Raw genomic sequence first — 24,084 nt, forward strand, 5'->3', positions numbered from 1 at the left:
ACTTGGCAAAATGACAATGGCACTGGGCATAATGCCAAGTATAGCGGTCTAAATGGCCACGCTAATTCGTCTGGCGGAGCCCGGGGACGGGCCGGCCCTCGCCGAGATCTACCGTCCGGCTGTCACCGACAACGCGACGTCGTTCGAGCTGGACCCGCCCGGCGGCGCCGAGACCGGATTGGAGCCGCCGGCGCGGTGACGCTCGTACTTCTGACCGGCGCGACCGGATACGTCGGCGGACGACTGCTCTCCGTGCTCGAAGAGCGCGGACACCGCGTCCGCTGCGTCGCGCGGAAGCCGGAGAAGCTGACGCCCAAAGTGGGGCGTACGACGGAGGTCGTCGCCGGCGACGTTCTCGACCGCGCAAGCCTCGACGCCGCGCTGCGCGATGTGGACGCGGCGTACTACCTGGTCCACTCGATGGGCTCCGCGGGATCCTTCGAGAGCGAAGACCGCGCTGCCGCGCGCAACTTCGGCGAGGCCGCCGCCGCCGCGGGCGTGCAGCGCATCATTTATCTAGGCGCGCTCGGGAGCGGAGACGAGGAGCTGTCGCCGCATCTGCAGAGCCGGCACGAGGTGGGCGACATCCTGCGGGAATCGGGAGTGCCGGTGATCGAGCTGCGCGCGTCCATCATCATCGGCGCGGGGAGTCTCTCGTTCGAGATGATCCGGTCGCTGGTGGAGCGCCTTCCCGTCATGATCACTCCGCGGTGGGTGAAGGTGCCGGCGCAGCCGATCGCGATAGACGACGTGCTCGAATACCTCGTGGCCGCGCTGACGGTTCCGACGACGCGGAGCGCGACTTATGAGATCGGCGGAGCCGACGAGATGTCGTACGCCGACATCATGCGCGAGTACGCGCGGCAGCGCGGGAAGCCGTTGCGCATCATCTCCGTGCCGGTGCTGACTCCGTTTCTCTCGAGCCTGTGGCTCAGTCTCGTCACGCCGGTGTACGCGCGAGTCGGTCGCAAGCTGATCGAGAGCATCACCCACCCCACCGTCGTCCGTGACCCGGCCGCGCTGAGCGCGTTCGCCGTGCGGCCGGTGGGCCTCGAGGAAGCGATCCGCCGGGCGCTCGGCGGCTATAGATTCGACAACCACCCCTGATGCCCAACTCGCGCGCGATTCACTCGATTGCCGCCGCATGGATTCTTTCGGTCGCGTTCGACCTGTTCCTGCACGGCGGATTGCTCGCGCGACTGTACATGGCGCCGAACCCGTTTCTCCTGCCGTTGGAGGAGGCGTTCCGCCGGATTCCGTTCGGCTACGCCGCCTTTCTCGGTCTCACGATTGCGCTGTACTGGCTGCTCGCGCGGCTTGGCGTGCGTGGCTGGCGCGCGGGGTTGCGCTACGGAGTGATCGTCGGGGCGGTCGTGTGGGGCGCGTTGCTGCTGGGGATTTACTCGATCAGCCCGGCGCCTCCAACGCTGTTGATGGGTTGGTGGGTCGGTCAGACAGCGGAGCTGGGGCTCGCCGGCGCGGTGCTCGGCGCGGCGGCCGCGGGGACGCCCCTCAAACGCATCTGGACGGTCGTGTCTGTGGCGGCCGTGGCCTTCGTCATCGCGACGATCGCGCTGCAGTCGCTGGGGCTGGCGCCGGCGATGAAGGTGGGGTGATGGCGCCGCACGACCACCAGCAGCACGAGCACGGGCACGGGGCCGAAGCGGAGACCCGGCGGAAGGCACCCGCGGCCGCGGCCGCTACCCACGGCGCGCACGACAAGCACGACAAGCACGCGGGCCACAGTCCGGGAATGTTCCGCGACCGGTTCTGGCTGTCGCTGCTGCTCACGCTGCCGGTGATCTACTGGTCCGAGCACGTGGAGATGATCCTCGGATACCGCGCGGTGAGCTTCGCCGGCTCCGACTGGATCGCGCCGGTGCTGGCGACGGTTGTCTTCCTTTACGGCGGCCTCGTCTTCCTCCAGGGCGCGTGGCGCGAGCTGAAGGCGCGGCTGCCCGGGATGATGACGCTGATTTCCCTCGCGATCGTCGTCGCGTTCGTCTTCTCCTGGGTCGTGCAGCTCGGACTCGTGGACGCGGAGCCGATCTGGTGGGAGCTGGCGACGCTCGTGACGATCATGCTGCTCGGCCACTGGATCGAGATGCGCTCGATCACGCAGGCGCAGGGGGCGCTGCAGGAGCTGGCCAAGCTGTTGCCGGACACGGCCACGCGCGTGACGGACGCGGGCGAGGAGCGAGTGCCGGTCAGCGAGCTGCGCACCGGCGACGTCGTGCTCGTCCGCCCGGGCGAGAGCGTGCCCGCGGACGGCGTCGTCCGGAAGGGGAGCAGCGATCTCAACGAGTCGATGATCACGGGCGAGTCGCGTCCGGTGAAGAAGCAGGAGGGCGACGAGGTGATCGCCGCGACGATCAACGGCGAAGGCGCGCTGCAAATCGAAGTCACGGGCACCGGTGACGACACGAAGCTTTCCGGCATCATGCGGCTCGTGGCCGACGCGCAGACCTCCAAGTCGCGAGCGCAGCATCTCGCCGATCGCGCGGCGCAGATTCTCACCGGCGTGGCCATCGTTGCCGGCGTGGTCACGCTGGTGGTGTGGCAGCTGCTCGGCGCGTCCATCGATTTCTCGGTCGTACGTGTGGTCACGGTTCTGGTGATCTCCTGTCCGCACGCGCTCGGCCTGGCCGTGCCGCTGGTCGTCGCGATCTCCACCACGCTCGGCGCGCGCAACGGGCTGCTGGTGCGCGACCGGCGCGGACTCGAGGAAGCGCGCAACGTCGGCACGGTGATCTTCGACAAGACCGGCACGCTCACGCTCGGCGAATTCCGGGTGGTGCACATGGCGGTGGCGGAGGGCACGTCGGAAGACGACGCGCTCAGAATCGCGGCGGGGATCGAGTCGCAGTCGGAGCATCCGATCGCGCGCGGCATCGTGAAGACCGCCGAAGACCGCAAGCTCGCGCTGCCGGCGGCCGACGGATTCAGGGCGATCACCGGCAAGGGCGTGGCCGCTTCCATAGAAGGGGTGGAGTATCACATCGGCGGACCCGCGCTGCTCCAGGCGGAGGACGTACAGGTCCCCGACGCTCTCCGGGCCGCGGCCGATGCCGCCGCAGGCCGCGGACAGGCGGCCATCTATCTGGTGCGGGACCGCAAAGCCATCGCGATTTTCGCCGTGGCGGACGCGATCCGCGAGGAAAGCCGCGAAGCTATCCGCGCGCTGCACGAGCGCGGGATCAAGGTGGCGATGCTCACGGGCGACGCGCAGGCGGTCGCCGACGCGGTGGCGAAGGAGCTGGGGATCGACACCGTGTTCGCGCAGGTGTTGCCCGAAGACAAGGCGTCCAAGGTGCGCGAGCTGCAGGCGGACGGAAGCAAGGTCGCGATGGTGGGCGACGGAGTGAACGACGCGCCCGCGCTCGCCACGGCCGACGTCGGGATCGCGATCGGCGCGGGAACCGACGTCGCGGTGGAGGCGGGCGATATCGTCCTCGTGCGCTCAGATCCCCGCGACATCCCCAGGATCGTCACGCTGTCGCGCGCGACCTACCGGAAGATGCTGCAGAACCTGTGGTGGGCGGCGGGCTACAACATCGTCGCCATTCCGCTCGCGGCGGGTGTGCTCTACTCGTGGGGAATTCTGCTGACACCCGCGGTCGGCGCAGTGTTCATGTCGGCGAGCACGGTGATCGTTGCGATCAACGCGCAGCTACTGAAAAGAGTGCAGTTGTAACGGCGCGGCGACTGGTCGCGACGCTACATGGCGCGCGGCAGACTGACGACGAACGTCGCGCCGTCGCCCGGCACGCTCTCCACCGCGATGTCGCCGCCGCTCGCGCGCGCGAGCGTGCGGCTGATGGCGAGGCCGAGCCCGACGCCGTCGCTGCCGGCGGGTCGGCCCTCGAGCTGACTGAACGGCTCGAAGATCCGGCCCTGCATCTCGCTCGGAATGCCCGGGCCCGAGTCGCGGACACGGAGGCACGCGGCGTCCGCGGTGGGCGCATCCGCCGAGAGCGTCACGCGCCCGCCCGCCGGAGTGAACTTCACCGCGTTGGCGAGGATGTTCAGCAGGATCTGCTGAATCCGGTCCGGATCGCCTTCCACCGCCAGGCCATCCACCGGCGCGATCGTCAGCTCGATTTGCTTTGCGGCCGCCTACGGGGCGACCGAATCGAGCGCGGTCCGGAGCGCGTCGACCACGGGGACGCGCTTGATCTCGCGCGGCTGCGGCGAGGCGGTCTCCCTGGAGAAGCGCAGCAGCTCCTCCACCAGGTGCAGCAGGTGCCGCTGGTTGCCCGCGATCCGGTCGAGGTCGTGGGCCTGGCCCTCGGTCAGCTCGCCGCGGACACCCATCTGCAGGAGCTGGACGTAGCCGCCGATCGCGTTCAGCGGCGTGCGGAGGTCGTGGCTGACGGACGCCAGCAGCTCGGCCTTCTCGCGGTCGGACGATTCCAGCGCCTGCCGCGCCAGCTGCTCCGCCTCGAGCAGACGCGCGCGCTCGAGCGCCTGGGCGCAATGCTGCGCGATGATGCTGGCGGCGTTGTGGTCGTCACGGGTGAACCGCCGCGGGTGCCCGAACGCTACGCCCATCGAGCCGATGGTGCGCGACTCGATCACCAGCGGCACGGCGATCAGCGAGTGCTGCCCGGACTCCTCCAGCAACCCGGCGAACCGCGGGTAGCGGGCGGACCATTCCTCTGGCGATTCGATGACGACGGTATCGCCGGTGCGTACGACCTCGGCGAGCGGGACGTCGGAGTCGACCGGAAAGACCGCCCACTCGCGCTTGATGTGATCGGGAACCGCGCGGGCCCCGAGTATCTCGAGCGACTGGCCGTTGCGCATACGGCGGGTGATGATGGTGCCGACGGCGCCGAACATCGCGGTGGTGTGCTCGATCACCGCGGCCGCCACTTCGGTCGGCGTCGCGGAGCTGGACAGCGCGGCGGTCAGCGCCTGGAGGCGGTCGCTGCGCTGGCGGAGCAGCCGCTGGTGGCGGATCAGCCGGCGGCGGTCGAGCGCGAACGCGAGCGGCGCCGCGATCGTGCGGAGCAGCGCGATCTCCTCGCGGAGGAAGCGCGTGCGGCTGCGCGTCCCCACCGAGAAGGTGCCGACCAGCCGATCGCCCGCCATCAACGGCTCGCAGATGTAGGCGGTAATGCCCATCGACCGGATGAGATCGACCATCGGATCGCGCGCGGCCTGCACGTCCTCGCGCACGATCTCGGCGCGCCGCACCGCGACCACGCCGCACACTGCCTGGCCGAAGTCCAGCCACTCGAGCGAGCTCTCCTGCTCCCCGGTCACGCCGGCGGCGAAGTTCAGCCGCAGCTTGGTCGCGTCGTCCTCGACGAGATAGTTGAAGCAGCAGTCGAGCCGCAGCTCTGCGCGCAGCAGGGCATACACGCCGGCGAGAATGTCGCGCGGCTCGTCCCGCATCAACATCGCCGTCGACGCCTTCGACATGAAAGTCAGGCGGCGAACGCTGTCGACGAGCGCCGCGTAGCTCGACATCCCGTCAGGGCGTTCCAGGTCGGAAGCGGTGCTTTGAACGGCCACTAGCGGGATGCGTCCATGCGGTGGGTTTCCACCGTCGTCAATGAGCGAAGTTCGGGGGGCACTGTAGTCTGGCGACGGGTGTTCAGGCGGGCAATGTCCGGATTTCTACAGATAGGGGAAAGCCCTATTCCGGTCTCGGGAGCACCGTGTAGACGCGGGTAATGAAGCCGTGGAACTCGGTCATGTAATCGCGCAGAAACTTCGCGGTGTCTTCCTTCGTGACCTCTCCGTCATCCGTGATCATCCCCTTTTCGAACTGGATGTATGCTTCGGGAGAATTCATCTGCGGTGAGTTGCTGTAGCCGAGTATGCTCCGGAGGTGTTGCTGGGCGACGGCGGTTCCGATCTTTCCGGGGGAGGCGCCGATGACGGCGGAGGGCTTCCTGGCGAACGAGTTCTGGCCGTACGGGCGGCTGGCCCAGTCGATGGCGTTCTTGAGCGCGCCCGGGATGGAGCGGTTGTATTCCGGGGTGACGAAGAGGACCGCGTCCACCTTGGCGATCTGCTCCTTGAACGCGGTCGCCGCGGGCGGGAAGTCGTTGTCGAGGTCGTAGTTGTACAGCGGGAGATCGGCGATGGGGATCTCGGTGAAAGCCAGCTCCTTCGGCGCGAGCCGGATGAGCGCGTGGGCGAGCCTCCGGTTGATGGACTTCTTCGAGAGGCTGCCGATCAGGTACCCCACTGAGAAGGTCGTCATGGGTGATCAGGAGGCAGGGATGGTGCCAGCCCTCTCTAGGGTTGTCCAGTTGGGCGACCTTGACCGCGGATTGCAGATGGAGGACCCTTGCGGTCTCAGGACTGACAGCCATCGACGATTACGGGTTAAGTGAGGATTGAGGAGCGTAACTTCATACAGAATTGACGTATGCGGGGTCGTACTCTACTATACAGAGTACTCTAAATAAGCCGCTTACAGGAGATTGCCGTAAAATTGAGAATCGCATCCGGGTTTCCCGAGCGCCTCGCGGCGCTCGACTCGGTCCTCGACCACCGCGTGCGGCTGGCGGTCTGCGTGCTGCTGTCGCGCTACGACCGGCTGTCCTTCTCCCGGCTCAAGGAGCTGACCGCCGAAACAGACGGCTCGCTCGGAGCGCACCTGCGCAAGCTCGAGAACGCGGGCTATGCCAAGGTCAGGAAGGAGTTCGTGGGTCGGAAGCCGACGAGCTGGTATTCGCTTTCGCCGAAAGGGATGAGCGCGCTGGCGGTGCACCTCCACGCGCTTACCGAGCTGCTTTCCGGGGAGGGCGCCTAAGCCGGGGGCACACCCTCGCGGCGGCACGCATCTTCCCTACGATTTGGAACATGCGTCTCTCCCAATTCATCATCGCGAATCGCGAGCCGATAATGGCGGAATGGGAGGCATTCGCGCGCACCTGCGCGCCGGCTAGCGGCTCGATGGACATCGCGGCGCTGCGCGACCACGCGAGCGAGATGCTGACGGTGATCGCCAAGGACCTCGCCACGCCGCAGGGCGATCGGGCGCAGGCCGAGAAGTCCAAGGGCAACGCGCCCGAGGAGGTGACGAGAACCGCGGCGACGAGGCACGGGGCGGACCGCGCGGAGAGCGGCTTCACCACCGACCAGATGGTGTCCGAGTACCGTGCGCTGCGCGCGAGCGTGATCCGGCTGTGGGCGAAGTCGCAGGGCAAGGCGACGCCGGACGACCTCGAGGACCTGACGCGCTTCAACGAAGCGATCGACCAGGCGCTCGCAGAGTCGATCATGCGGTACACGCAGGACCTGGACAACTCCAAGGAGATGTTCCTCGCCATCCTCGGTCACGATCTGCGCACGCCGCTCGGCGCGGTGCTGATGTCGTCGGAGTTCATGCTGGAGACGGGCGAGCTGGTCGAGCCGCACCTGGAGCTGGCGAAGAGGATCTCGCGCAGCGCTATCCGCATGAACCAGATGGTGGGAGCGCTGCTCGATTTCACGCGGAGCCGGCTGGGAGGCGGGATTCCCATCGACCGCGGCAGCATGAACATGGGCAAAGCCGTGCACGACGTGGTCGCGGAGCTCTGCGCCATTTATCCGTCGCGGAGCATAGACGTGGACGCCCGCGGCTCGCTGGATGGGGAGTGGGATTGCGAGCGGATCACGCAGGTGCTCACGAACCTGATCGGAAACGCTCTGGAGCACGGCGCGGCCGACACGGGCGTGACCGTGGCAGTGCACGGCGACAGCGACGAAGTCACCGTCGAGATTCACAACCGCGGCGCGGCGATCCCGCCGGAGCAGCTCAAGGGTCTGTTCAACCCGATGAAGAAGTCGGAGTCGGGCGCCGTCGGTGGGAATAGTCCCACGGGCAACCTCGGCCTCGGCTTGTACATCGCCGAGCGGATCGTGCACGCGCACAAGGGCCAAATCGTGGTCGAGTCCTCAGAGGAGGACGGGACGAGGTTCACGGTGCACCTGCCGCGGCACGGGTAGGCCCGCGCGTCGCTTGAGGGCGCCCCCCCGCCTTGACCTGAGCCTTCAGGCCGGAAGCGGGTAAAGCCGGATCGGCAGAAGGCTGGAATAACGCGGGAAATCGCGATCCACCGTGAGAATGGGAAGATCGCGGCGGGCCGCTACGGCGCAGATCAGAAAATCAACCGCAGATCCCTGTATTCCCCGGCTGCGGCATCGGTTGTAGAACAGCGCCGCCTCTTCGTGGTCGTCGGCCTGAACCATGACGTCCGGAAACGCTCGGAGGTACTCCCTGAGCACATCGAAGCTGCGCGCATCGGGCATCCCCGAGAGCAGCTCCTGGCGGACGAGCCCGAGTAGCAGCGCATCGCCCTTCTCGATGAGGGCCGCGAGCGCCGTCCCGGCCGGGTGCTCGACTTTGCGTGTCCGCCGCAAGGCCAGCGACCAGGCGGACGTATCGACGAGGGCTCTCACCGCCGGTGGCGGGCCCGCTTGTATTCGCGGTCGAAATCTGGATGAAAGTCGATCGTCCCGAACAACTCCAGAATCCCGAGCTGCTGCCGTCGCTGGATGTACTCCTTGAGTGCCTCGGTGACTGTCGCCTTTTTTGTGCGGTGGCCTCCGAGTCGCAATGCCTTATTCACCAGGCGGTCGTCTAACGCCAAATTGGTAGCCATGTGTAGAAAGCTACACATTCGCGCCGCGCGCGCAACGCTGGACCCTCTCCGTATCCGTTTTCGGGATTTCGCGCGCATGCCGCGGAGAGTAAGGGATGACCCGACAGTCGCCGCATCGAAATCGCGCGGGTAGTTAAATTGTCGGGCGATGATTCCGCGCTCCGGCAGTCCCGCATGAAGATCGGCGTTCCGAAAGAGACATTTCGCGGCGAGCGGCGTGTCGCGCTCGTGCCCGGAGTCATCGCTTCACTGAAAGCGAAGGGAGCCGAGGTGCTGGTCGAGAGCGGCGCGGGCACCGCGGCCGGATTCACCGACGCGGCGTACACCGACAAGGGCGCGCAGATAGTCCCGCGCGCGCAGCTTTTCTCCGACTCCGACGTCATCGCGCAGGTTCGCGCGGGAGAAGATCTCGCGGGGCTTCGCTCCGGCCAGGCAGTCATCGCGTTTCTCGACCCGCTCGGCGCGCCGCAGACGATGCGCAAGCTCGCGGGTACTGGCGCTACCGCGTTCTCCATCGAGCTGATGCCGCGCATCACCCGCGCGCAGAGCATGGACGCGCTGTCGTCGCAAGCCACGGTCGCCGGGTACAAGGCGGTGCTGCTCGCCGCGACGCATCTCCCGCGCATGTTCCCGATGCTCATGACCGCCGCGGGCACGATCACCCCCGCGCGCGTGTTCGTGCTGGGCGCGGGCGTCGCGGGGCTGCAGGCGATCGCGACGGCCAAGCGACTCGGCGCGGTGATCGAAGCGTACGACGTGCGCGCCGCGGTGAAGGAGCAGGTGCAGAGCGTCGGCGCCAAGTTCGTGGAGCTGCCGCTGGACACGACCGCCGCCGAGGGAAGCGGCGGGTACGCCGCCGCGCAGGACGAGTCGTTCTATAGAAGGCAGCGCGAGGTGCTCGGCAAGGTCGTGGCCGGCACGGACGTAGTGATCACGACCGCGGCGATCCCGGGGCAGAAGTCGCCGGTGCTGATCACGCGGGAGATGGTGACCCACATGGCGCCCGGCTCCGTGATCGTGGATCTGGCCGCCGAGCGCGGCGGGAACTGCGAGGTGACGAAGGCGGACGAGGTCGTGGAGCTGAACGGCGTGACCGTGCTCGGTCCGACGAATCTCCCCGCGACGGTGCCGTACCACGCCAGCCAGATGTACGCCAAGAACGTGTCCACCTTCCTGTTGCACCTGCTCAAGGACGGCGCGTTGAACGTGGACCGAGAGGACGAGATCACGCGCGAGACGCTGGTGACGCAGGGCGGGCAAGTCGTGCACGAGCGGGTGAAGAAGCTGCTCGCCGATTCGGGGAACGGATAATGGAAACGTTCATCAGCGCCCTCACGATCTTCGTGCTCGCGGTATTCGTCGGCGTGTTCGTGATCAAGCGCGTGCCGCCGCTGCTGCACACTCCGCTGATGTCGGGGTCGAACGCGATCTCGGGGATCACGATCGTCGGCGCGATGATCTCGATCGCGACGCCGAGCCCGCTGAGCACGATCTTCGGCTTCATCGCGGTGGTGTTCGCGACGATCAACGTGGTGGGCGGGTTCCTGGTGACGAACCGGATGCTCGGCATGTTCAGGAAGAAGGAGTAGGGGATGTTCTCGCTGATCAACATCCTCTATCTCGCGGCCGCGGTGCTGTTCATCCTCGGCCTGATGGGGCTGTCGCACCCGAAGACGGCGGTCGCGGGGAACCGGAAGGCGGCGGTTGGCATGCTGCTGGCGATCGTGGCGACGCTGCTCGACCGGAACGTGATCGAGTCGGGGACGCGCGGGCTGATGCTGATCGCGGCCGGCGTCGCGCTCGGCGCGATCATCGGCGCGGTGTTCGCGCTCAAGATCAAGATGACGGCGATGCCGCAGATGGTGGCGTTGCTGAACGGCTTCGGCGGCGGCGCGTCGGTGTTGATCGCCGGCGCGGCGCTGCACGACGCGGTGAATCCCAACCTGCAGCTGCTGATCGCGACGGCGGTGTCGGGGATCATCGGCGCGGTGACGTTCTGGGGGAGCTTGGTGGCGTTCGACAAGCTCCAGGAGTTCCTGCTCCCCGGAAAGCCGATCCATTTCCCGATGCAGCAGCCGCTGAACGCGCTGCTCGCGATCGTCGCGCTGGCGCTGGCGGTGTGGATCGTGCTGGATCCGACGTCGGACATGACGTTCTGGGCGCTGGTGCTGGTCGCGTCGGTGCTGGGCGTGCTGCTGACGATCCCGATCGGCGGGGCGGACATGCCGGTCGCGGTGGCGCTGCTCAACTCCTACTCGGGTCTCGCGGCCGCGGCCGCCGGGTTCGTGCTGAACAACAACGCGCTGATCATCACCGGCTCGCTGGTGGGGGCGTCGGGGATCATCCTGAGCCAGATCATGTGCAAGGCGATGAACCGGTCGCTGCCGAACGTGCTGCTCGGCAAGCTCGGCTCGGGCGAGAGCACGGGCGCGAGCGCGGACGAGACGTACGCGGGCAAGATCAAGTCGACTTCACCGGAAGAGATCGCGATGCTGCTCGAGACCGCGCGGCGGGTGGTGATCGTGCCGGGTTACGGGCTGGCGGTATCGCAGGCGCAGCACGCGGTGCGCGAGCTGGCGACGCTGCTGGAGTCGAAGGGGACGACGGTGGAGTTCGGGATTCATCCTGTGGCGGGCCGGATGCCCGGGCACATGAACGTCCTGCTGGCGGAAGCCGACGTGCCGTACGACAAGCTGAAGGAGATGGACGAGATCAACCCGCAGTTCGGCCAGGTGGACGTAGTGCTGGTGATCGGCGCGAACGACGTGGTGAATCCGCTGGCGATTACGGATCCGTCGAGCCCGATCGCGGGGATGCCGATTCTCGAGGTCGGCAAGGCGGGGAGCGTGATCGTGATGAAGCGTAGCCTGAGTCCCGGGTTTGCCGGGATCCCGAATCCGCTGTTCGCCGCCGATAACACGCTGATGTATTTCGGGGATGGCAAGGCGGCGATTCAGGCGTTGGTTGCCGCAGTGAAGGAAGGGTAGAAAACGAGCCCCGAGTAGTTGCCGTTGGATTCCCTGTCTTCCCGCTCGGGGCGGAACTGCTTCTAAGGATTAGCACCGCGCGCACACGGCTTTTTTCCTCGTCTAGCTGTTCCTGCTCCGCCGTGCCGATGATTCCCTCCAAAGCGGCGGCCCAGTCACCTGCCTCGCCCGACTCCAGCATCGTCTCGATCTCGCTTTCGATTCCCAGCGTGAGCGGCCGTTGAAGACGCTCGTGCAAGGCCGCGACGCGCACGGATAATCCTGTCCGCTCGTGCCGGGGGCAGAGCGAGAGCTGCCGCGCGAGCCGCGCCGCGATGCGGCGGGAAAGAACCGTACGCGCGACGAGCGCGCCCCCGGCATCTTGTGACGCAAGTTCGCCACGGAGCCACCGGCGCGGGCGGGCGAGCACGGCCGCGACGTCGCTGGATGGGACGGACGCGGAATCGCCGTTCGCCGCGTCGACGACCTCGCGGATCACGCGACAGCTGGTCGACACCGCCGTGGCATCGCCCGCAAGCAGCGTCGTCTTCCCGCGCACCGTCAGCAGCGCGAGCAGCGCGTCGAGCTCCGCCGTGACAGCCGCCCACACGGGTCGGCCTTCGTCCCGGAGTGACCCGCGCCTTGTCCATTCCGCCAACGTGCGTCGAATCGCCTCCGCATCCTCGACCTCGCTCCGCGACACTCGACCCGCGCGAGGGAACAGCGGAGGAATGCGAGACGCGCCGACGTGCGTGTCGGCGAGCATCGCCTTCCGGCGGATGATCGACTCGGCCCCGAGAAGTTGCTCGCTCGCCGCCGGCGGGGCGATCGAATACACGAATACCTCGCTGCATCGCGAGCTCAAACGCGCGACGCGACCGACCCGCTGCTCGAGGGTCGCGGCAGTCCACGGCAGATCGAGGTGAACTACGACGGACGCATCCTGGAGGTTGACGCCCTCACTCAGCAGGTCGGTCGCGATCAGCAGGGAGATCTCCTGCGTCGGTCCCGGCGGCGGTGCGTTGAGCGCGCCCGGCGCGAACCGCTCCAGCGCCTCGCGCCGGGTGATCGCCCCGCTGGCGATGCGGGCGCCGCGAGAAGTCAGCATCGCTGTCCCGCCCGAGCTTGTAAGAGCGTGGTAGTACATCCCGACCGTCGTGGAGAACTGCGAGAAGGCGACGATCTTCGCGTCCCCGTGCTGGCGACGCAGCGCGCGAAGGTGCTCGATGCGGGCGAAGTCGGCGGCCGAATCGCGCGGCAACTTCGCGAGCAGCTCGCTCAGCGCGTGCTCGTGCTTCAGGACCGCCTCGAGCAACCCGGCCGACTGCGGCGGATTCTCGGAGGCAAGCAGCCCGGCGAAGCTCAGCTGCACGGATCCTTCGGCGTACGTCCATGCCGCGAGCTCGCTGCGGGTCGGATAACGGCCCGCCTCCAACGCCTGCCGGAGCCCGATCGCTTTCGCCAGCCGCCGGCGCAACCCCTCCAGAAGTGCCGCGTCGCTCGACGCCCAGAGGCGAACGAGCGTGTGCGTGACCATGGCGGCCGCGATGCCGCCATCCTTGGGGGGAATCGGAGGGGGAAGCGCCAGCAGCCTTCGGAGCAGTCGCGCATTGCGCGGGAGCTCGAGACGCACGGGCTGGCGCACGCGTGGAAACGAGCCCACCGCTTCGTGCTGGCCGCGGCGCACGATGAAGCGCGCGATCTCCCCATCCGGCAGACCCCGCGCCGCCGAGCCGAGGAAGAGCGCGAAGAGCGCTCCCATGTCCGCGGCTTTGTTGTGGAGCGGAGTGGCGGAGACCAGGAGGACACGCGAGCGCGCGGCGAGCTTGGTGAGCGATCGGTAGCGCGCGCTGGAAGGCGTTCGGAAATGGTGCGCCTCGTCCACGATGACCAGATCGTTTTCCCGCCCGGCTGGAACCGAGCGACTCAACGATTCCATTGAAACGAACCGGATCGCGACGCCGGCTCTGCGCGCTGAGTCGAGCCACATCGGCCGGAGCGAAGCCGGAGCCACGACGAGCGGGCGCGCATGCAAACGAGCGACGGCCAGCGCCACGTAAGTCTTGCCGAGCCCGACTTCGTCGCACAGCAACGCTCCGCCGTGTCTCTCGATGATCGCGCGAAGGCGCCGCGTGGCGTCCACCTGATGGCCGCGCAGCGTCACAGCTCCCAGGACAGGGGAAACGTCGTCCGCGCGCAGCCATTCGCCGGCGATGATCCGGCGAACGACGTCGGGATGCGCGGGCGCTAACCCGTCCACGCTAGCAGCGGCTCGACGTCGGCGAAGCGGACGCAGTACGCTCCGAGCACGACCTCGAGCAGCTCGCGGGAATCACCGCCGCCGTCCATCATGGACCGGGCGACGGCGGGGAGCGTCGCGCACGCCGCGCTCCAGTCCCTGGGAAGCGGCAGCAGCGCCATGGTCCAGCCGAGGTAGCGGTGGTATCCGCCGCGCGCGGGCTCGGCGACCAGGTTGAGCCAGGCCGCGGCCAGGTCGCTGTTCAGAATTGCGGCGAAGGTGAGCGCTTCACGCTCGTCCCTGCATCTGACCACGTAACACGTATTCAGCGGGACTGCTTCGTCGCCTTGCGCGAGCACGGCGGCGCGCGGGCGCTTTCCGACATCGGCCCAGACGACGCGCGGCAGATCGCAGGCGGCGCCGTCCGTGCGGAACAGCGACCACCAGCGCTCGCTGGAGCGACCGTCGGTGCGTGCCTCGAGCCGCGCGCGGTAATGATCCAGCCACTGTCTCGCGTGTTGCGGGAGAGAGCGCAGCGCACGGCCGTCGCAGCCGTGTGTCCAGATCAGCTGGGTGCCGGGGCGCGCGCAGCGCCAGGGCGCGATGTGCTCGCCCTTGATCGCGGGGCGCAGGAGAGCTGTTTCCATCGCACCCGTACGGTCACCGCTTCGGATCAGCGTGGTTGCGCGGTCGTGCCCGCCATCCGTCGTGACTACGAAGGCTTCGTTGCAGCCCGACTTCACGCCGAGCAGCGGACGCGCCAGACGAGTCTCCGCGAGCGGAACGCCGGCGGCACGCAGCCTGTCGAACGCGCCTCGAACGTCGGGCGGAGTGAGGATCCACGGGCTGCCCGTCGTGCCGTCGAGCGGAATTCGCGCGGTCTGCGCGTGCCACGCGAACTTCGTGGCGCGCCGGTGCACGGCGCAGCGGGTGAGACTTCCGCTCTCGGGAGTGGACGTGCGCGCTACGAGCAGCGACGGATAGACCGCCGCGTCGAATGCGACGGGCGCGCCGCTCAGGTCTTCCAGCGTGAGGATCGCGGTCTCGTTTCGCAGCAGTGCGCGGACGCCGCCGCCGGCGAGCGAGGACCAGAGCTTGGCGGGGAGCAGAAGCGCCGCGATTCCGCCCGGACGGAGCAGAGTCAGTGATCGCTCGACGAAGAGAGCCGCCATGTCGACCTGCGAGCCGAAGCCGGCGCCCGCGCGCGCGGCTTCGGCGCCGGCCGTCCAGGCCGATCCCCTGAACACGCGGAACTCCTCGCGCAGGCGGGCGCGCATTGGCGCGGGAATGCGGTGCAGGCGGATCCACGGCGGGTTACCGGCGACGAGATCGAAGCCGCCGGCGTCGGCGACCTCGGAAAAGTGAGCCGCGAACGAAAAGGGCAACGCGGCGCCGGCGAGCAGATTCCGGTTCCGTTGTCTCAGCTCGCGCAGTGCGCAACGAATGTCCAGGAGCGCCCGGCGGGTGTCCGCGCCGGGCGGTTGACGGCCGCCGAAAAGGTCGCGCGCGCGCGCGGACAGCAGCAGCTCGCGCCGCGCGCTCTCCAGCGCTTTCATCTCGCCGGCAAGCGCGGCGATCGCCAGCGCTCGCTCGGTCCGATCCAGCAGTCGCGCAAGCGTCTTTCTGCGGGGGCCGCGGGACCGCGTGTAGCGAAGCCGCAGACGTGAGACCGCGCGGGACGGGACGCGGTCTGCCGCGCCGAACGTGCCGCCCGTGAGCGTGTCGCCGACACGGATCTGCCGGTCGAGGTTGGGCAGCGGCGTGATCGAGCGAATCCCCTCGTCCCGCTGCTCCATCACCATGGCGAGCCAGAGGCGCAACTCGCACAGCCAGACCGCCATCGGGTTGGAATCCACGCCGAAGATGGAAGTCGTCAGAGTCGAGCGGGTGACGTCGCCCGCGGTTCGTCCATCTCCGCACGCGGCGGCGAGCCAGCTCAGCTCTCCGAGGGCGTAGACGAGAAACGCTCCCGAGCCGCACGCCGGGTCGAGCAGGCGAAAGCAGCGCAATCGTTCCAGCAGGGTGGCGCGGGCGGCGCACGGGACCTCGCGTCTCGCCAGCAACGATTCGATCTCCTCGCTGGACACGGCTTTGTCCGCGAGCGCATGCGCCAGAGCTTCGCGCATCACCCGCTCGACGAGCGCTTGCGGGGTGTAGAACGCGCCGGAAGACTTGCGTTCCGGAGGCGCCATCAACGACTCGAAAGCCTTGCCGAGCATCTCGGGATCGACGGCCGCCTCGGACCATTCGCTCGAATCCTCGCGCGGGGTGAAGCGATGGCGGCAGAGCAGCTCGCCGTAGAGAACGCCGATCGCTTCGTCGGGGAATTCGACCGCCCGCGCTCGGCGCTCGAGGGCGCTCCGGGAGAACAGTCCGCCGTTGAGAAAGGGAACGTCGCCGAACCCGCGCGCGCGGGCGCTTCTGGCGCGCGGCGGAGTGTTGAGCGTTCCGAAGAAGAGCGGCAGCAGGACGCGGCGGTGATATCGGCCACCGTCAGCCATGCAATCGGCAAAGCCGTTGGCGAGAAAGCCGTGATTGCCGTTGAGCCAGCCCTGCGTCTCGAGAAAGGAGAGGAACAGGAGCCGCGACACGTACAGCAGCGAAAGCTCGCGGGAATCCGCCGATCCCAGCGAGCTAGTCGTTGACTGCGCGAGCGATTCGACAACCCGCTCCAGTGTGAGATAGAAGCGGCGCGTGAGAGCCTCGCGGCCCAGTACCTCCGTCCACCGGCAGTGCATCAGCACGTCGATCTGCGCGCGTGCCGACGAGAGCGCGCAGAGGGTCTCGGCGTCGCTGTCCAGCACGTTCGCGCGCTCGCAGAGCAGCGCGCGGGTGCGGGGCGGATGTCGCTCGTGCGAAAACGCGGCAACGGCGACGTGCGCTCGGTCCGCGTCGATCGCGAGCAGCAGCCAGAGCAGCTGCGGCGCGTGCGAGGAGAGGCGCGACGCGGTTCGCGTGAGCGCGTCCTTCAGCGGGACGGATTGTGTCACGTCGAGAATCAGCGCGCGCGTGGAGCCTGGCCCGCGGCTGATCCGAACCTCGGCGACAGCGGAAGGAATCCCGATGGCCTCGCGTGTGGCTCTGTCCAGACGGCGGGCGGGTCCCGGGAAGCCCAGCTCGCGGGCGATGGACGCGAGCTGGTCGAGCGACGATGCCGCGGAGAGCAGGGCGCGGGCGCGGCTGAGCGAGAGCACGGTGCACTATCGGCAACACGCGCTCAGCCCCAGTCATCGTTTTGTTACCCGCATTGTCCGATCTAGCTGGCTACGTAGTCCCTTTCCTTCCAGCTCACATTGCGCCCGCGCGCTATCGCGCGTACGTAGATGAACAGCGCCATCGCGGCGCCAAGCGGATACAACAGGGCAAGAAACACCGATTCCCCCGCGTCCCTATAGAATTTCATCCACAGCAACACGGTCGCTGCCGTGGCGACAGCCGCCCAGACGAGAACCGGGTAAGACGCGAACCCGAGCGCCGCGAGCCCGAGCGTGACCGGCGGCAGCAGGTTGAACAGCGGAGGAAAGACAAGTCCGAGCGGGAAGATCCAGCGCGGAACACGCGGCGGCATGGCGTGCATTCCTCCGGCGTACACGTTCTTCCCCCAGCCGGCGATCATCTCGCGCAGCGACGAGTACATGCGGGTCGAGAGCTGCTCGCGCCCCTCGATGAACACGACTTTCCTGCCGAGGCGATGGAACCGCTGCGCCAGCAGCAGGTCCTCGGCCACGGTGTGCTTCACGGCTTCGTGCCCGCCCGTCTCGCCGTACACCGCGCGCGGGATCACCAGGTACTGGCCGTTGGCGATCTTGCGCCACGCGTGCTTCGAGCGGTTGATCTCCTCGGTGCCGCCGTACCAGGCGTTGAGCATCCCGAATACCTGCGCCTGCACCAGCTTCTCCCACAGCGTCACCATCTCCTGCCTGCCGGAGACGGTGAACAGGTCGGCCTCGAGCGCGCGCATCGCGTTGATCGTGCGCGGGATGAGATCGGGCGCGTGCTCGGTGTCGGCGTCGGTGAAGCAGAGGATTTGCCCGCGCGCGCGCGACTTGCCGGTCCAGCACGCCCACTGCTTGCCGAACCAGTCGGCCGGGAGCGGCGGAGTTTCGATCACAGTGGCCCCGAGCCCGGCCGCGATCGCGCCGGTGCCGTCGGTGGACTGATCGTCCACGACTATCAGCTCGACGTTGGGATAATCAGTGGAGAGGATCGAGCGCACGCAGCGCCCGATGTTGCGCGCCTCGTTCCGCGCCGGGACGATCACCGAGACCAGCGGCGCGTCGCGCGGCGGCTCGGCCGTAAACTCGTCGAGCGTGCGCGAGCGCCGCATCCGCAGCACCATCCCGATGGGCAGCAGCACCCACGGCAAAGCCGCGAGCAGTGCGATCCGAATTGAGGTCACTGGAAAAAACTAGCGGGGCGTCGCAGTGGCGACGCCCCGCTAGATCCGCCGAACCCGCGCCAGGTTACCGCCGGCTCCCTCTGTCGGGATCCTCGCGTCCGTCGCGTGTCGACGTGCCTTCCACTCCGCCGGGGGGCGAAGTCGCATCTTCCGACGTCTCGCCGCCCAGCCCGGTCGGGCCGGTGGTGCCGCTCGATCCGCTCATCCCGCCCTGGCGCGTATTGTCGGTCTCGAACGCATCGCCCTGGTTCTCGCTTCCGCTCGGCGAGCCGCGCTTACCGCCGCTCTTCTCGCGGCTGGACGACGTGCGGGCCGAATCCTTTTTGTTCCAGTTGGAGTTCGCCATTTCTCTTCCTCCTGCTAAAGTCATTACCACGTTCCTGCGCTGTAAAAAGGCAAGCGATATGCCATTCCGCATCCGGAGCACCGAATGCATCGTCCTTCCCGGAAATAACAATTCATGCCACTCGCCCCGATCCGGCCCGTTCCTCCGATAAAGCGCGGCGCGCGCGTCGCGCTCGTGGCGCCCGCGGGCACGCTGACCGGCCCGGAAGACGTCGAGCGCGGCGAGGCCAACGCCCGCTCGCTCGGCTGGGAGCCGCGCACCGGCGCGCACGTACTGAACAAGCACCGGTATTTCGCGGGGACGGACGACGAGCGGCTGCGCGATCTCAACGACGCGATCCGCGACGACGACATCGACGCGATCTGGTGCCTGCGGGGCGGCTACGGCGCGATGCGGCTCCTGCCCGACGTGGACTTCGACGCGCTCTCGCAGCGGCCGAAAGCGATCATCGGCTTCTCCGATCTCACCTCGCTGCTGTCGGCGGTGAGCGGAAGATCCCGGATCGTGTGCTTTCACGGTCCGACCGCGCGAGTGCGGCTGACCGACTTCAGCCGCGCGTCGCTGCTCGCGGCGGTGAGCGGCGGAACCGATCCGTGCGGCGCGGCGCCCAACGCGCGCGTGCTGCGCGGCGGCAGCTGCGTGGGACGGCTCGTCGGCGGCAACCTCGCGCTCGTCGCCGCCATGATCGGGACGCGGTTCGCGCCCGACCTCGAGGATTCCATTCTGTTTCTGGAAGACGTCGGCGAGCGCACATACCGCGTGGACCGCATGCTCCGGCAGATATATCTGAGCGGCGCACTGGAGAGCTGCCGCGGAATCGTGTTCGGCGAGTGCACGGACTGCCCCGCGAGCTCGGCGAGCGGCACTCGCGAGCTGGACGAGATACTCACGGAGATGGCCGAGCTGGTGGATGTGCCGTGCATCGCCGGCGCGCCGATCGGCCACATAGACGACCAGTGGACGCTGCCGGTCGGCGCGCGCGCGCGGCTCGACGCGGACGCGCGCACTCTCAACGTCTTGCCAATCACCGGAGAGCGATCATGAGCTACAAGACGGGAGCGGATCTGATCGAGGAGGCGCGCGGCCGGATCAGGGAGGTCACGCCGGCCGAAGTGGCCGCGCTGCGGGAGCGCGGCGAGCCGGCGGTCTATCTCGACGTGCGCGAGCCCAACGAGTGGAACCTCGGCAGGATTCCGGGCGCGGTGTTTCTGCCGCGCGGCCATCTGGAGTCGAAGGTCGAGGACGCCGCCCCGCGCGACGCGCGCGTGATTGTCTACTGCGCGCGGGGGAATCGCTCGGCATTGGCGGCCGACACGATGCAGCAGATGGGGTACGAGAACGTCGCGTCCATGTCCGGCGGCTTTCTGCAGTGGGCGATGGAAGGGAGGGAGGTGGAATCTTGAGGCAGGAGCTCGAGATCGCGGCTCCCGGCGGCCGCACGGTGCGGGGCGACCTGTACGCCGCCGAGGGAGCGAAGACCGGCGTCGTGCTTTGTCACGGATTCAAGGGGTTCGCGCGGTGGGGCCCGTGGCCGACGCTCGCCGAGGCGGTGAACGAGCGCGGGCTCAACGCCATCGCGTTCGACTTCTCCGGCAGCGGCGTCGGGAAGGACCGCGAGAACTTCACCGAGATCGAGGCTTTCGCGGGGAACACGTACGCGCGCGAGCTGGAGGACCTCGGCGCGGTGGTCGACCACGCGACGGAGCATGGATGGATCGCGCGCGAGTTCGGCCTGTTCGGACATTCGCGCGGCGGCGCGACCGCGATCTTCTTCGCGGCCGACTCGGACCGCGTGGCTTCGCTCGTGACGTGGGCGTCGATCGCGACGATCGAGCGGTGGTCGGAAGAGCAGCTGCGCGACTGGCGCGAGCGCGGCTACACCGAGGTCGTGAACAGCCGCACGGGCCAGGTGCTGCGGATCGACAAGTCCGCGTGGGAGGAGTGCGAGCGCGAATCCCGCGCGAGGCTGAACGTGGAGCGCGCCGCCGCGCGGGTGCGCGCGCGGTGGCTGATCGTGCACGGCTCCGCTGACGACGTGGTTCCGGTGAGCGACGCGCACAGGCTGGGTCGGGCCAACGCGCGCGCGGAAGTGCGCGTTATCGAAGGCGCGAACCACGGGCTGGGCGCCGCCCACCCGCTCGTGACGATTCCCGAGGAGCTGCGCATGGCGATGGCCGGGACCGCCGACTTCTACCCGGCGACTCTGCCCGGTTGAAATGAGCCTGGACCGGACGCTGGCCGACCCCGAGGTCGTCAGGATCGCGCAGTCACTCGCGGCCCGACCCGGGGTGGGCGCGCCCGATCCGGACGCGCGCTCGGCGGCCGTCGCGCTGGTGTTGCGGGCGGTGGAGATGCGCGGGCTCGAGCTGCTGTTCATCCGGCGCGCGGAGTACGCCGAGGATCCGTGGAGCGGGCAGGTGGCGTTTCCGGGCGGGCGGCACGAGCCGGGCGATGAATCGCTGGATCGCACGGCGATCCGCGAGACGTGGGAGGAGACGGGGATCGACCTCGCGGCGAGCGGGGCGATCCTCGGCGCGCTCGACGACGTCCGGCCGAATACGATATTGCTGCCGAGGATAGTTGTCCGTCCTTTCGTGACCGCGGTCTCCGCTGAGGCCGCGATTCAGGCGAGCGGCGAAGTCGCGGAGGCGTTCTGGGTGCCGTTGGATGCGCTGCGGGTTGAGTCGGGGTGGGGTGAGACGGAGGTTACCGCGCAGGGGATGGCGATGCGGGTGCGGGCGTTCCAGCACGGGGATCACACCGTCTGGGGGATGACGGAACGTATTGTGGGGCAGCTACTTAGCCGCTTGTCAGCTCCTGGTTAGGGAAAGGGAATCCAAGCAATGAGAAGTCAGAGGCCAGACCGCCAGATGGCCAGAAAGAGCCGCTTACGAGAGAGTTTAGGCACGCCTAACTTCTCGGACGCCTTCCACACGAGAGTCATTTGGCCGGGCCGGTAAAGCCACCGCACGACATCGAGATGCACGTGAATCCGCCGGTTGAGCCCGGATGGAGGCACGCGCGGCTGGCGCCGTCGCTGGCGGAGGTGTACCGGACGATACCGATCACCGGCGCGAGCTGGTGGCGGAAGATGCTGGCGTTCGCCGGCCCGGGATACCTGGTCGCGGTCGGCTACATGGACCCGGGCAACTGGGCGACCGATCTCGCGGGCGGTGCGCAGTTCGGGTACGCGCTGCTCAGCGTCATTCTGCTGGCGAACATCATGGCGGTCCTGCTCCAGGGGCTCGCCTCCAAGCTCGGCATCGTGACGGGCCGCGACCTCGCCCAGGCCTGCCGCGATCACTACTCGCGGCCCGTCTCCTTCATGCTCTGGATCATCTGCGAGCTGGCGATCGCGGCGTGCGACCTGGCCGAAGTCATCGGTACGGCGATCGCGCTCAACCTGCTGTTCGGAATCCCGCTGACGTGGGGCATCGCCATCACGGCGCTCGACGTCCTGCTGGTGCTGTACCTCCAGAACAAGGGATTCCGGCTGCTCGAGGCGCTGGTGATCGTGCTGCTCGGCACCGTCGGCGTGTGCTTCGCGGCGCTGATCTGGATGTCCAAGCCGCCGGTTGCGGGGATCGTGTTCGGGTTCGCGCCACCGCCGGAGCTGCTGCACAATCCAGCGATGCTGTACATCGCCATGGGCATACTCGGCGCGACGGTGATGCCGCACAACCTCTATCTGCACTCGTCCATCGTGCAGACCAGAAAGTACGAGCAGACGGCCACCGGAAAAAAGGAAGCGGTGAAGTTCGCGTTCATCGATTCGACGATCGCGCTGTCGTTCGCGCTGTTCATCAACGCGGCGATACTGATCGTCGCGGCCGCGACCTTCCACGGCACGCCGAACCAGAACGTCGCGGAGATACAGGACGCCTACAAGCTGCTGACACCGCTGCTCGGCGCCGGCGCCAGCACGGTGTTCGCGCTCGCCCTGCTCGCGTCGGGCCAGATCTCGACGCTCACCGGCACGCTCGCGGGGCAGATCGTGATGGAAGGCTTCCTGAACATCCGCCTGCGCCCGTGGCTCCGGCGGCTGATCACGCGGGGAATAGCTATCATCCCCGCCGCCATCGTCGCCATACTGTACGGGGAGAGCGGGACGGCGAAGCTGTTGGTGCTCAGCCAGGTGATCCTGAGCATGCAGCTTTCCTTCGCGGTCTTTCCGCTGGTGCGGTTCACGTCGGACAAGGTCAAGATGGGCGGGTTCGCCAATCCGGGCTGGCTGAAAGTCGGGGCTTACGTCGTCGCGGTCATCATCGCGACGCTGAACGGGTGGCTGCTCGTGCAGATCTTCAGGGCCGGAGGGATCTGATGTACCAGCGCATTCTCGTGCCCGTCGAAAACTCGCAGTACGACGCGACGATCCTCGCGCACATCACGCGGCTCGCGAAGCTGTGCGGCTCCAGCGTCGTGATCATCCACGTGGCCGACGGCTGGGTGGCACGAAATATCCGTCAGCTCGATCTCCGTGAGTCGGAAGAGATGAAGGAAGATCTGGCGTACATCGAGCGGCTGGCGGCCTCGCTGCAGGAGCAGGGGATCGCCGCGGAAGCGGTGCTGGCGAGCGGCGACCCCGGCGCGGAGATCACCGCGGCCGCGGACCGCGAGCAGTGCGACCTGATCGCGATGACCACGCACGGGCACAAGCTCCTCAACGACCTGCTGCGCGGGAGCGTGGCGAACGCGGTGCGGCACAGCTCGATGGTGCCGGTGCTGCTCGTGCGCGGGATGCCGCGCGAAGCGAGCGCGGCGCAATGAGCAGGAGCCCGGCCGATTCCACCAAGCGCGAAGCGATGAAGGACAAGGACTCGGTCATCACGGGCCCCGCCGAGGACTATCTCAAGGCGATCTACGAGCTGGAGCTGGCCGGCGGCGCGGCGTCCACGAACGACATCGCCCAGCGGCTGTCGTTCGCGCCGGCGTCGGTGACGGGGATGATCCGCCGGCTCGCCGACCACGGCCTGCTCGCGTACGAGCGGTACCGGGGCGTGACGCTCACGAAGGCCGGGAGGCGCGCGGCGCTGCGCACGCTACGGCGGCACCGCATCATCGAGTCGTATCTGGTGGAGACGCTCGGCTACCGCTGGGACAACGTGCACGAGGAGGCCGAGCGGCTCGAGCACGCCGCGTCGGAGGAGCTGATCGACAAGATGGCCGCCGCGATCGGCGAGCCGGCGGTGGATCCGCACGGCGCGCCGATCCCGACGCGCGAGGGGAAGGTGGACGAGACGCAGTACTGCTCGCTCGCGGATCTGGGTCCGGGTCACCGCGTGGCCGTCGTGCGCGTGAGCGACGACGACCCCGAGGTGCTGCGCTACCTGGCCTCACTGGGGATCATGCCGGGGGTGACTGTGGCGGTGCTCGCGTGCGAGCCGTTCGACGGCCCGATCACGCTGTCGGTCGGAGACGAGCGGCTGTCGATCGGCGCGCCGCTGGCGGCGCAGGTGATGGTGGACATGATCGGCGACACACAGGCACCGTCACACTGAGAACTGCAGCCAGCTGCTAGCTGTATCTTG

24 protein-coding genes and 1 pseudogene are annotated in these 24,084 nt (G+C 68.0%); 16 read left to right on the forward strand and 9 right to left on the reverse strand.

Annotated elements, in window-relative coordinates:
- Window positions 1-52: 52 nt before the first annotated feature.
- Genes WEA80_05260 through WEA80_05275 form a run of 4 tightly spaced genes read left to right on the forward strand, consistent with a single transcriptional unit; the run spans window position 53 to window position 3,694 of the window.
- Window positions 53-199 (forward strand): hypothetical protein, encoded by a 147-nt coding sequence (locus WEA80_05260; GenBank protein MEX1185979.1) that lies wholly within the window; start codon window positions 53-55, stop codon window positions 197-199.
- Window positions 196-1,107: an NAD(P)H-binding protein gene (locus WEA80_05265; protein MEX1185980.1), complete on the forward strand. Its 912-nt coding sequence runs from the start codon at window positions 196-198 to the stop codon at window positions 1,105-1,107. Before WEA80_05260 ends, WEA80_05265 begins: the two co-directional genes overlap by 4 nt.
- Window positions 1,107-1,616, forward strand: coding sequence for a hypothetical protein (locus WEA80_05270; protein ID MEX1185981.1), 510 nt, complete (start codon window positions 1,107-1,109; stop codon window positions 1,614-1,616). Before WEA80_05265 ends, WEA80_05270 begins: the two co-directional genes overlap by 1 nt.
- A complete protein-coding gene (locus tag WEA80_05275) occupies window positions 1,616-3,694 on the forward strand; it encodes a heavy metal translocating P-type ATPase (GenBank protein ID MEX1185982.1) in 2,079 nt (692 codons plus the stop codon). The genes WEA80_05270 and WEA80_05275 overlap by 1 nt, the downstream gene beginning before the upstream one ends.
- A 23-nt stretch (window positions 3,695-3,717) precedes the next feature.
- Here the strand turns inward: WEA80_05275 and WEA80_05280 are convergent, their stop codons facing one another.
- The 3 genes from WEA80_05280 to WEA80_05290 all read right to left on the reverse strand — a co-directional run bounded on the left by WEA80_05280 (window position 3,718) and on the right by WEA80_05290 (window position 6,217).
- The gene (locus WEA80_05280) at window positions 3,718-4,080 is read right to left on the reverse strand and encodes an ATP-binding protein (GenBank protein MEX1185983.1); all 363 of its coding nucleotides are present in this window, start codon (window positions 4,078-4,080) and stop codon (window positions 3,718-3,720) included.
- Between the two features lie 36 nt (window positions 4,081-4,116).
- Window positions 4,117-5,520, reverse strand: coding sequence for a GAF domain-containing protein (locus tag WEA80_05285; protein MEX1185984.1), 1,404 nt, complete (start codon window positions 5,518-5,520; stop codon window positions 4,117-4,119).
- 124 nt (window positions 5,521-5,644) lie between these two features.
- Window positions 5,645-6,217, reverse strand: a complete 573-nt coding sequence (locus tag WEA80_05290) for an NADPH-dependent FMN reductase (protein ID MEX1185985.1) — start codon at window positions 6,215-6,217, stop codon at window positions 5,645-5,647.
- A gap of 234 nt (window positions 6,218-6,451) precedes the next feature.
- On the opposite strand from WEA80_05290, the gene WEA80_05295 reads away from it, so the two are divergent.
- Window positions 6,452-6,772: a transcriptional regulator gene (locus WEA80_05295; GenBank protein ID MEX1185986.1), complete on the forward strand. Its 321-nt coding sequence runs from the start codon at window positions 6,452-6,454 to the stop codon at window positions 6,770-6,772.
- A gap of 50 nt (window positions 6,773-6,822) precedes the next feature.
- The gene (locus WEA80_05300; GenBank protein ID MEX1185987.1) at window positions 6,823-7,950 is read left to right on the forward strand and encodes a sensor histidine kinase; all 1,128 of its coding nucleotides are present in this window, start codon (window positions 6,823-6,825) and stop codon (window positions 7,948-7,950) included.
- Window positions 7,951-7,995: 45 nt separating this feature from the next.
- Here the strand turns inward: WEA80_05300 and WEA80_05305 are convergent, their stop codons facing one another.
- Window positions 7,996-8,403 carry a PIN domain-containing protein gene (locus WEA80_05305; protein MEX1185988.1) on the reverse strand — a complete coding sequence of 136 codons (408 nt, stop codon included), beginning with the start codon at window positions 8,401-8,403 and terminating at the stop codon, window positions 7,996-7,998.
- Window positions 8,400-8,606: a type II toxin-antitoxin system VapB family antitoxin gene (locus WEA80_05310; protein ID MEX1185989.1), complete on the reverse strand. Its 207-nt coding sequence runs from the start codon at window positions 8,604-8,606 to the stop codon at window positions 8,400-8,402. The genes WEA80_05305 and WEA80_05310 overlap by 4 nt, the downstream gene beginning before the upstream one ends.
- A 174-nt stretch (window positions 8,607-8,780) precedes the next feature.
- Between WEA80_05310 and WEA80_05315 the strand changes: the two genes are divergently transcribed.
- The 3 genes from WEA80_05315 to WEA80_05325 are packed head-to-tail and all read left to right on the forward strand — an operon-like array spanning window position 8,781 to window position 11,593.
- Window positions 8,781-9,917, forward strand: a complete 1,137-nt coding sequence (locus tag WEA80_05315; protein ID MEX1185990.1) for a Re/Si-specific NAD(P)(+) transhydrogenase subunit alpha — start codon at window positions 8,781-8,783, stop codon at window positions 9,915-9,917.
- Complete coding sequence (locus tag WEA80_05320; GenBank protein ID MEX1185991.1) at window positions 9,917-10,195, forward strand: NAD(P) transhydrogenase subunit alpha; 279 nt, start codon at window positions 9,917-9,919, stop codon at window positions 10,193-10,195. The genes WEA80_05315 and WEA80_05320 overlap by 1 nt, the downstream gene beginning before the upstream one ends.
- Window positions 10,196-10,198: 3 nt before the next feature.
- Window positions 10,199-11,593: an NAD(P)(+) transhydrogenase (Re/Si-specific) subunit beta gene (locus WEA80_05325; protein MEX1185992.1), complete on the forward strand. Its 1,395-nt coding sequence runs from the start codon at window positions 10,199-10,201 to the stop codon at window positions 11,591-11,593.
- An 853-nt stretch (window positions 11,594-12,446) separates the two neighbouring features.
- On the opposite strand, the pseudogene WEA80_05330 reads toward WEA80_05325, so the two are convergent.
- From WEA80_05330 to WEA80_05345, 4 genes and pseudogenes are all read right to left on the reverse strand, one after another.
- Window positions 12,447-13,562 (reverse strand): annotated as a pseudogene (locus tag WEA80_05330) (helicase-related protein).
- 257 nt (window positions 13,563-13,819) lie between these two features.
- A complete protein-coding gene (locus tag WEA80_05335; GenBank protein ID MEX1185993.1) occupies window positions 13,820-17,005 on the reverse strand; it encodes a DNA methyltransferase in 3,186 nt (1,061 codons plus the stop codon).
- Window positions 17,006-17,067: 62 nt separating this feature from the next.
- Window positions 17,068-18,210, reverse strand: a complete 1,143-nt coding sequence (locus WEA80_05340) for a glycosyltransferase (protein ID MEX1185994.1) — start codon at window positions 18,208-18,210, stop codon at window positions 17,068-17,070.
- A gap of 64 nt (window positions 18,211-18,274) precedes the next feature.
- On the reverse strand, window positions 18,275-18,556 hold the full coding sequence (locus tag WEA80_05345; protein ID MEX1185995.1) for a hypothetical protein: 282 nt from the start codon (window positions 18,554-18,556) through the stop codon (window positions 18,275-18,277).
- 114 nt (window positions 18,557-18,670) lie between these two features.
- Between WEA80_05345 and WEA80_05350 the strand changes: the two genes are divergently transcribed.
- The 7 genes from WEA80_05350 (at window position 18,671) to WEA80_05380 (ending at window position 24,054) form a co-directional block, all read left to right on the forward strand.
- The gene (locus WEA80_05350; protein MEX1185996.1) at window positions 18,671-19,600 is read left to right on the forward strand and encodes an LD-carboxypeptidase; all 930 of its coding nucleotides are present in this window, start codon (window positions 18,671-18,673) and stop codon (window positions 19,598-19,600) included.
- A complete protein-coding gene (locus WEA80_05355; GenBank protein ID MEX1185997.1) occupies window positions 19,597-19,959 on the forward strand; it encodes a rhodanese-like domain-containing protein in 363 nt (120 codons plus the stop codon). The genes WEA80_05350 and WEA80_05355 overlap by 4 nt, the downstream gene beginning before the upstream one ends.
- A complete protein-coding gene (locus tag WEA80_05360) occupies window positions 19,956-20,771 on the forward strand; it encodes an alpha/beta fold hydrolase (GenBank protein ID MEX1185998.1) in 816 nt (271 codons plus the stop codon). The genes WEA80_05355 and WEA80_05360 overlap by 4 nt, the downstream gene beginning before the upstream one ends.
- 1 nt (window position 20,772) lies before the next feature.
- The gene (locus WEA80_05365; protein ID MEX1185999.1) at window positions 20,773-21,381 is read left to right on the forward strand and encodes a CoA pyrophosphatase; all 609 of its coding nucleotides are present in this window, start codon (window positions 20,773-20,775) and stop codon (window positions 21,379-21,381) included.
- A 119-nt stretch (window positions 21,382-21,500) separates the two neighbouring features.
- Window positions 21,501-22,877, forward strand: a complete 1,377-nt coding sequence (locus tag WEA80_05370; GenBank protein MEX1186000.1) for an Nramp family divalent metal transporter — start codon at window positions 21,501-21,503, stop codon at window positions 22,875-22,877.
- On the forward strand, window positions 22,877-23,323 hold the full coding sequence (locus WEA80_05375) for a universal stress protein (GenBank protein ID MEX1186001.1): 447 nt from the start codon (window positions 22,877-22,879) through the stop codon (window positions 23,321-23,323). Before WEA80_05370 ends, WEA80_05375 begins: the two co-directional genes overlap by 1 nt.
- Window positions 23,320-24,054 carry a metal-dependent transcriptional regulator gene (locus tag WEA80_05380; GenBank protein ID MEX1186002.1) on the forward strand — a complete coding sequence of 245 codons (735 nt, stop codon included), beginning with the start codon at window positions 23,320-23,322 and terminating at the stop codon, window positions 24,052-24,054. The genes WEA80_05375 and WEA80_05380 overlap by 4 nt, the downstream gene beginning before the upstream one ends.
- Window positions 24,055-24,084: the final 30 nt, after the last annotated feature.

This window comes from Gemmatimonadaceae bacterium (assembly GCA_040882285.1).
In the GTDB taxonomy this organism is placed as follows: domain Bacteria; phylum Gemmatimonadota; class Gemmatimonadetes; order Gemmatimonadales; family Gemmatimonadaceae; genus JACDCY01.

What these genes read in the sequence shown, in the direction of transcription:
- WEA80_05315 (MEX1185990.1), top strand. Translation starts at nt 8,781, where the DNA reads ATGAAGATCGGCGTTCCGAAAGAGACATTTCGCGGCGAGCGGCGTGTC.
- WEA80_05290 (MEX1185985.1), bottom strand. Translation starts at nt 6,217, where the DNA reads ATGACGACCTTCTCAGTGGGGTACCTGATCGGCAGCCTCTCGAAGAAG.
- WEA80_05345 (MEX1185995.1), bottom strand. Translation starts at nt 18,556, where the DNA reads ATGGCGAACTCCAACTGGAACAAAAAGGATTCGGCCCGCACGTCGTCC.
- WEA80_05380 (MEX1186002.1), top strand. Translation starts at nt 23,320, where the DNA reads ATGAGCAGGAGCCCGGCCGATTCCACCAAGCGCGAAGCGATGAAGGAC.
- WEA80_05350 (MEX1185996.1), top strand. Translation starts at nt 18,671, where the DNA reads ATGCCACTCGCCCCGATCCGGCCCGTTCCTCCGATAAAGCGCGGCGCG.
- WEA80_05375 (MEX1186001.1), top strand. Translation starts at nt 22,877, where the DNA reads ATGTACCAGCGCATTCTCGTGCCCGTCGAAAACTCGCAGTACGACGCG.
- WEA80_05325 (MEX1185992.1), top strand. Translation starts at nt 10,199, where the DNA reads ATGTTCTCGCTGATCAACATCCTCTATCTCGCGGCCGCGGTGCTGTTC.
- WEA80_05320 (MEX1185991.1), top strand. Translation starts at nt 9,917, where the DNA reads ATGGAAACGTTCATCAGCGCCCTCACGATCTTCGTGCTCGCGGTATTC.
- WEA80_05275 (MEX1185982.1), top strand. Translation starts at nt 1,616, where the DNA reads ATGGCGCCGCACGACCACCAGCAGCACGAGCACGGGCACGGGGCCGAA.
- WEA80_05270 (MEX1185981.1), top strand. Translation starts at nt 1,107, where the DNA reads ATGCCCAACTCGCGCGCGATTCACTCGATTGCCGCCGCATGGATTCTT.
- WEA80_05355 (MEX1185997.1), top strand. Translation starts at nt 19,597, where the DNA reads ATGAGCTACAAGACGGGAGCGGATCTGATCGAGGAGGCGCGCGGCCGG.
- WEA80_05310 (MEX1185989.1), bottom strand. Translation starts at nt 8,606, where the DNA reads ATGGCTACCAATTTGGCGTTAGACGACCGCCTGGTGAATAAGGCATTG.
- WEA80_05260 (MEX1185979.1), top strand. Translation starts at nt 53, where the DNA reads ATGGCCACGCTAATTCGTCTGGCGGAGCCCGGGGACGGGCCGGCCCTC.
- WEA80_05300 (MEX1185987.1), top strand. Translation starts at nt 6,823, where the DNA reads ATGCGTCTCTCCCAATTCATCATCGCGAATCGCGAGCCGATAATGGCG.
- WEA80_05365 (MEX1185999.1), top strand. Translation starts at nt 20,773, where the DNA reads ATGAGCCTGGACCGGACGCTGGCCGACCCCGAGGTCGTCAGGATCGCG.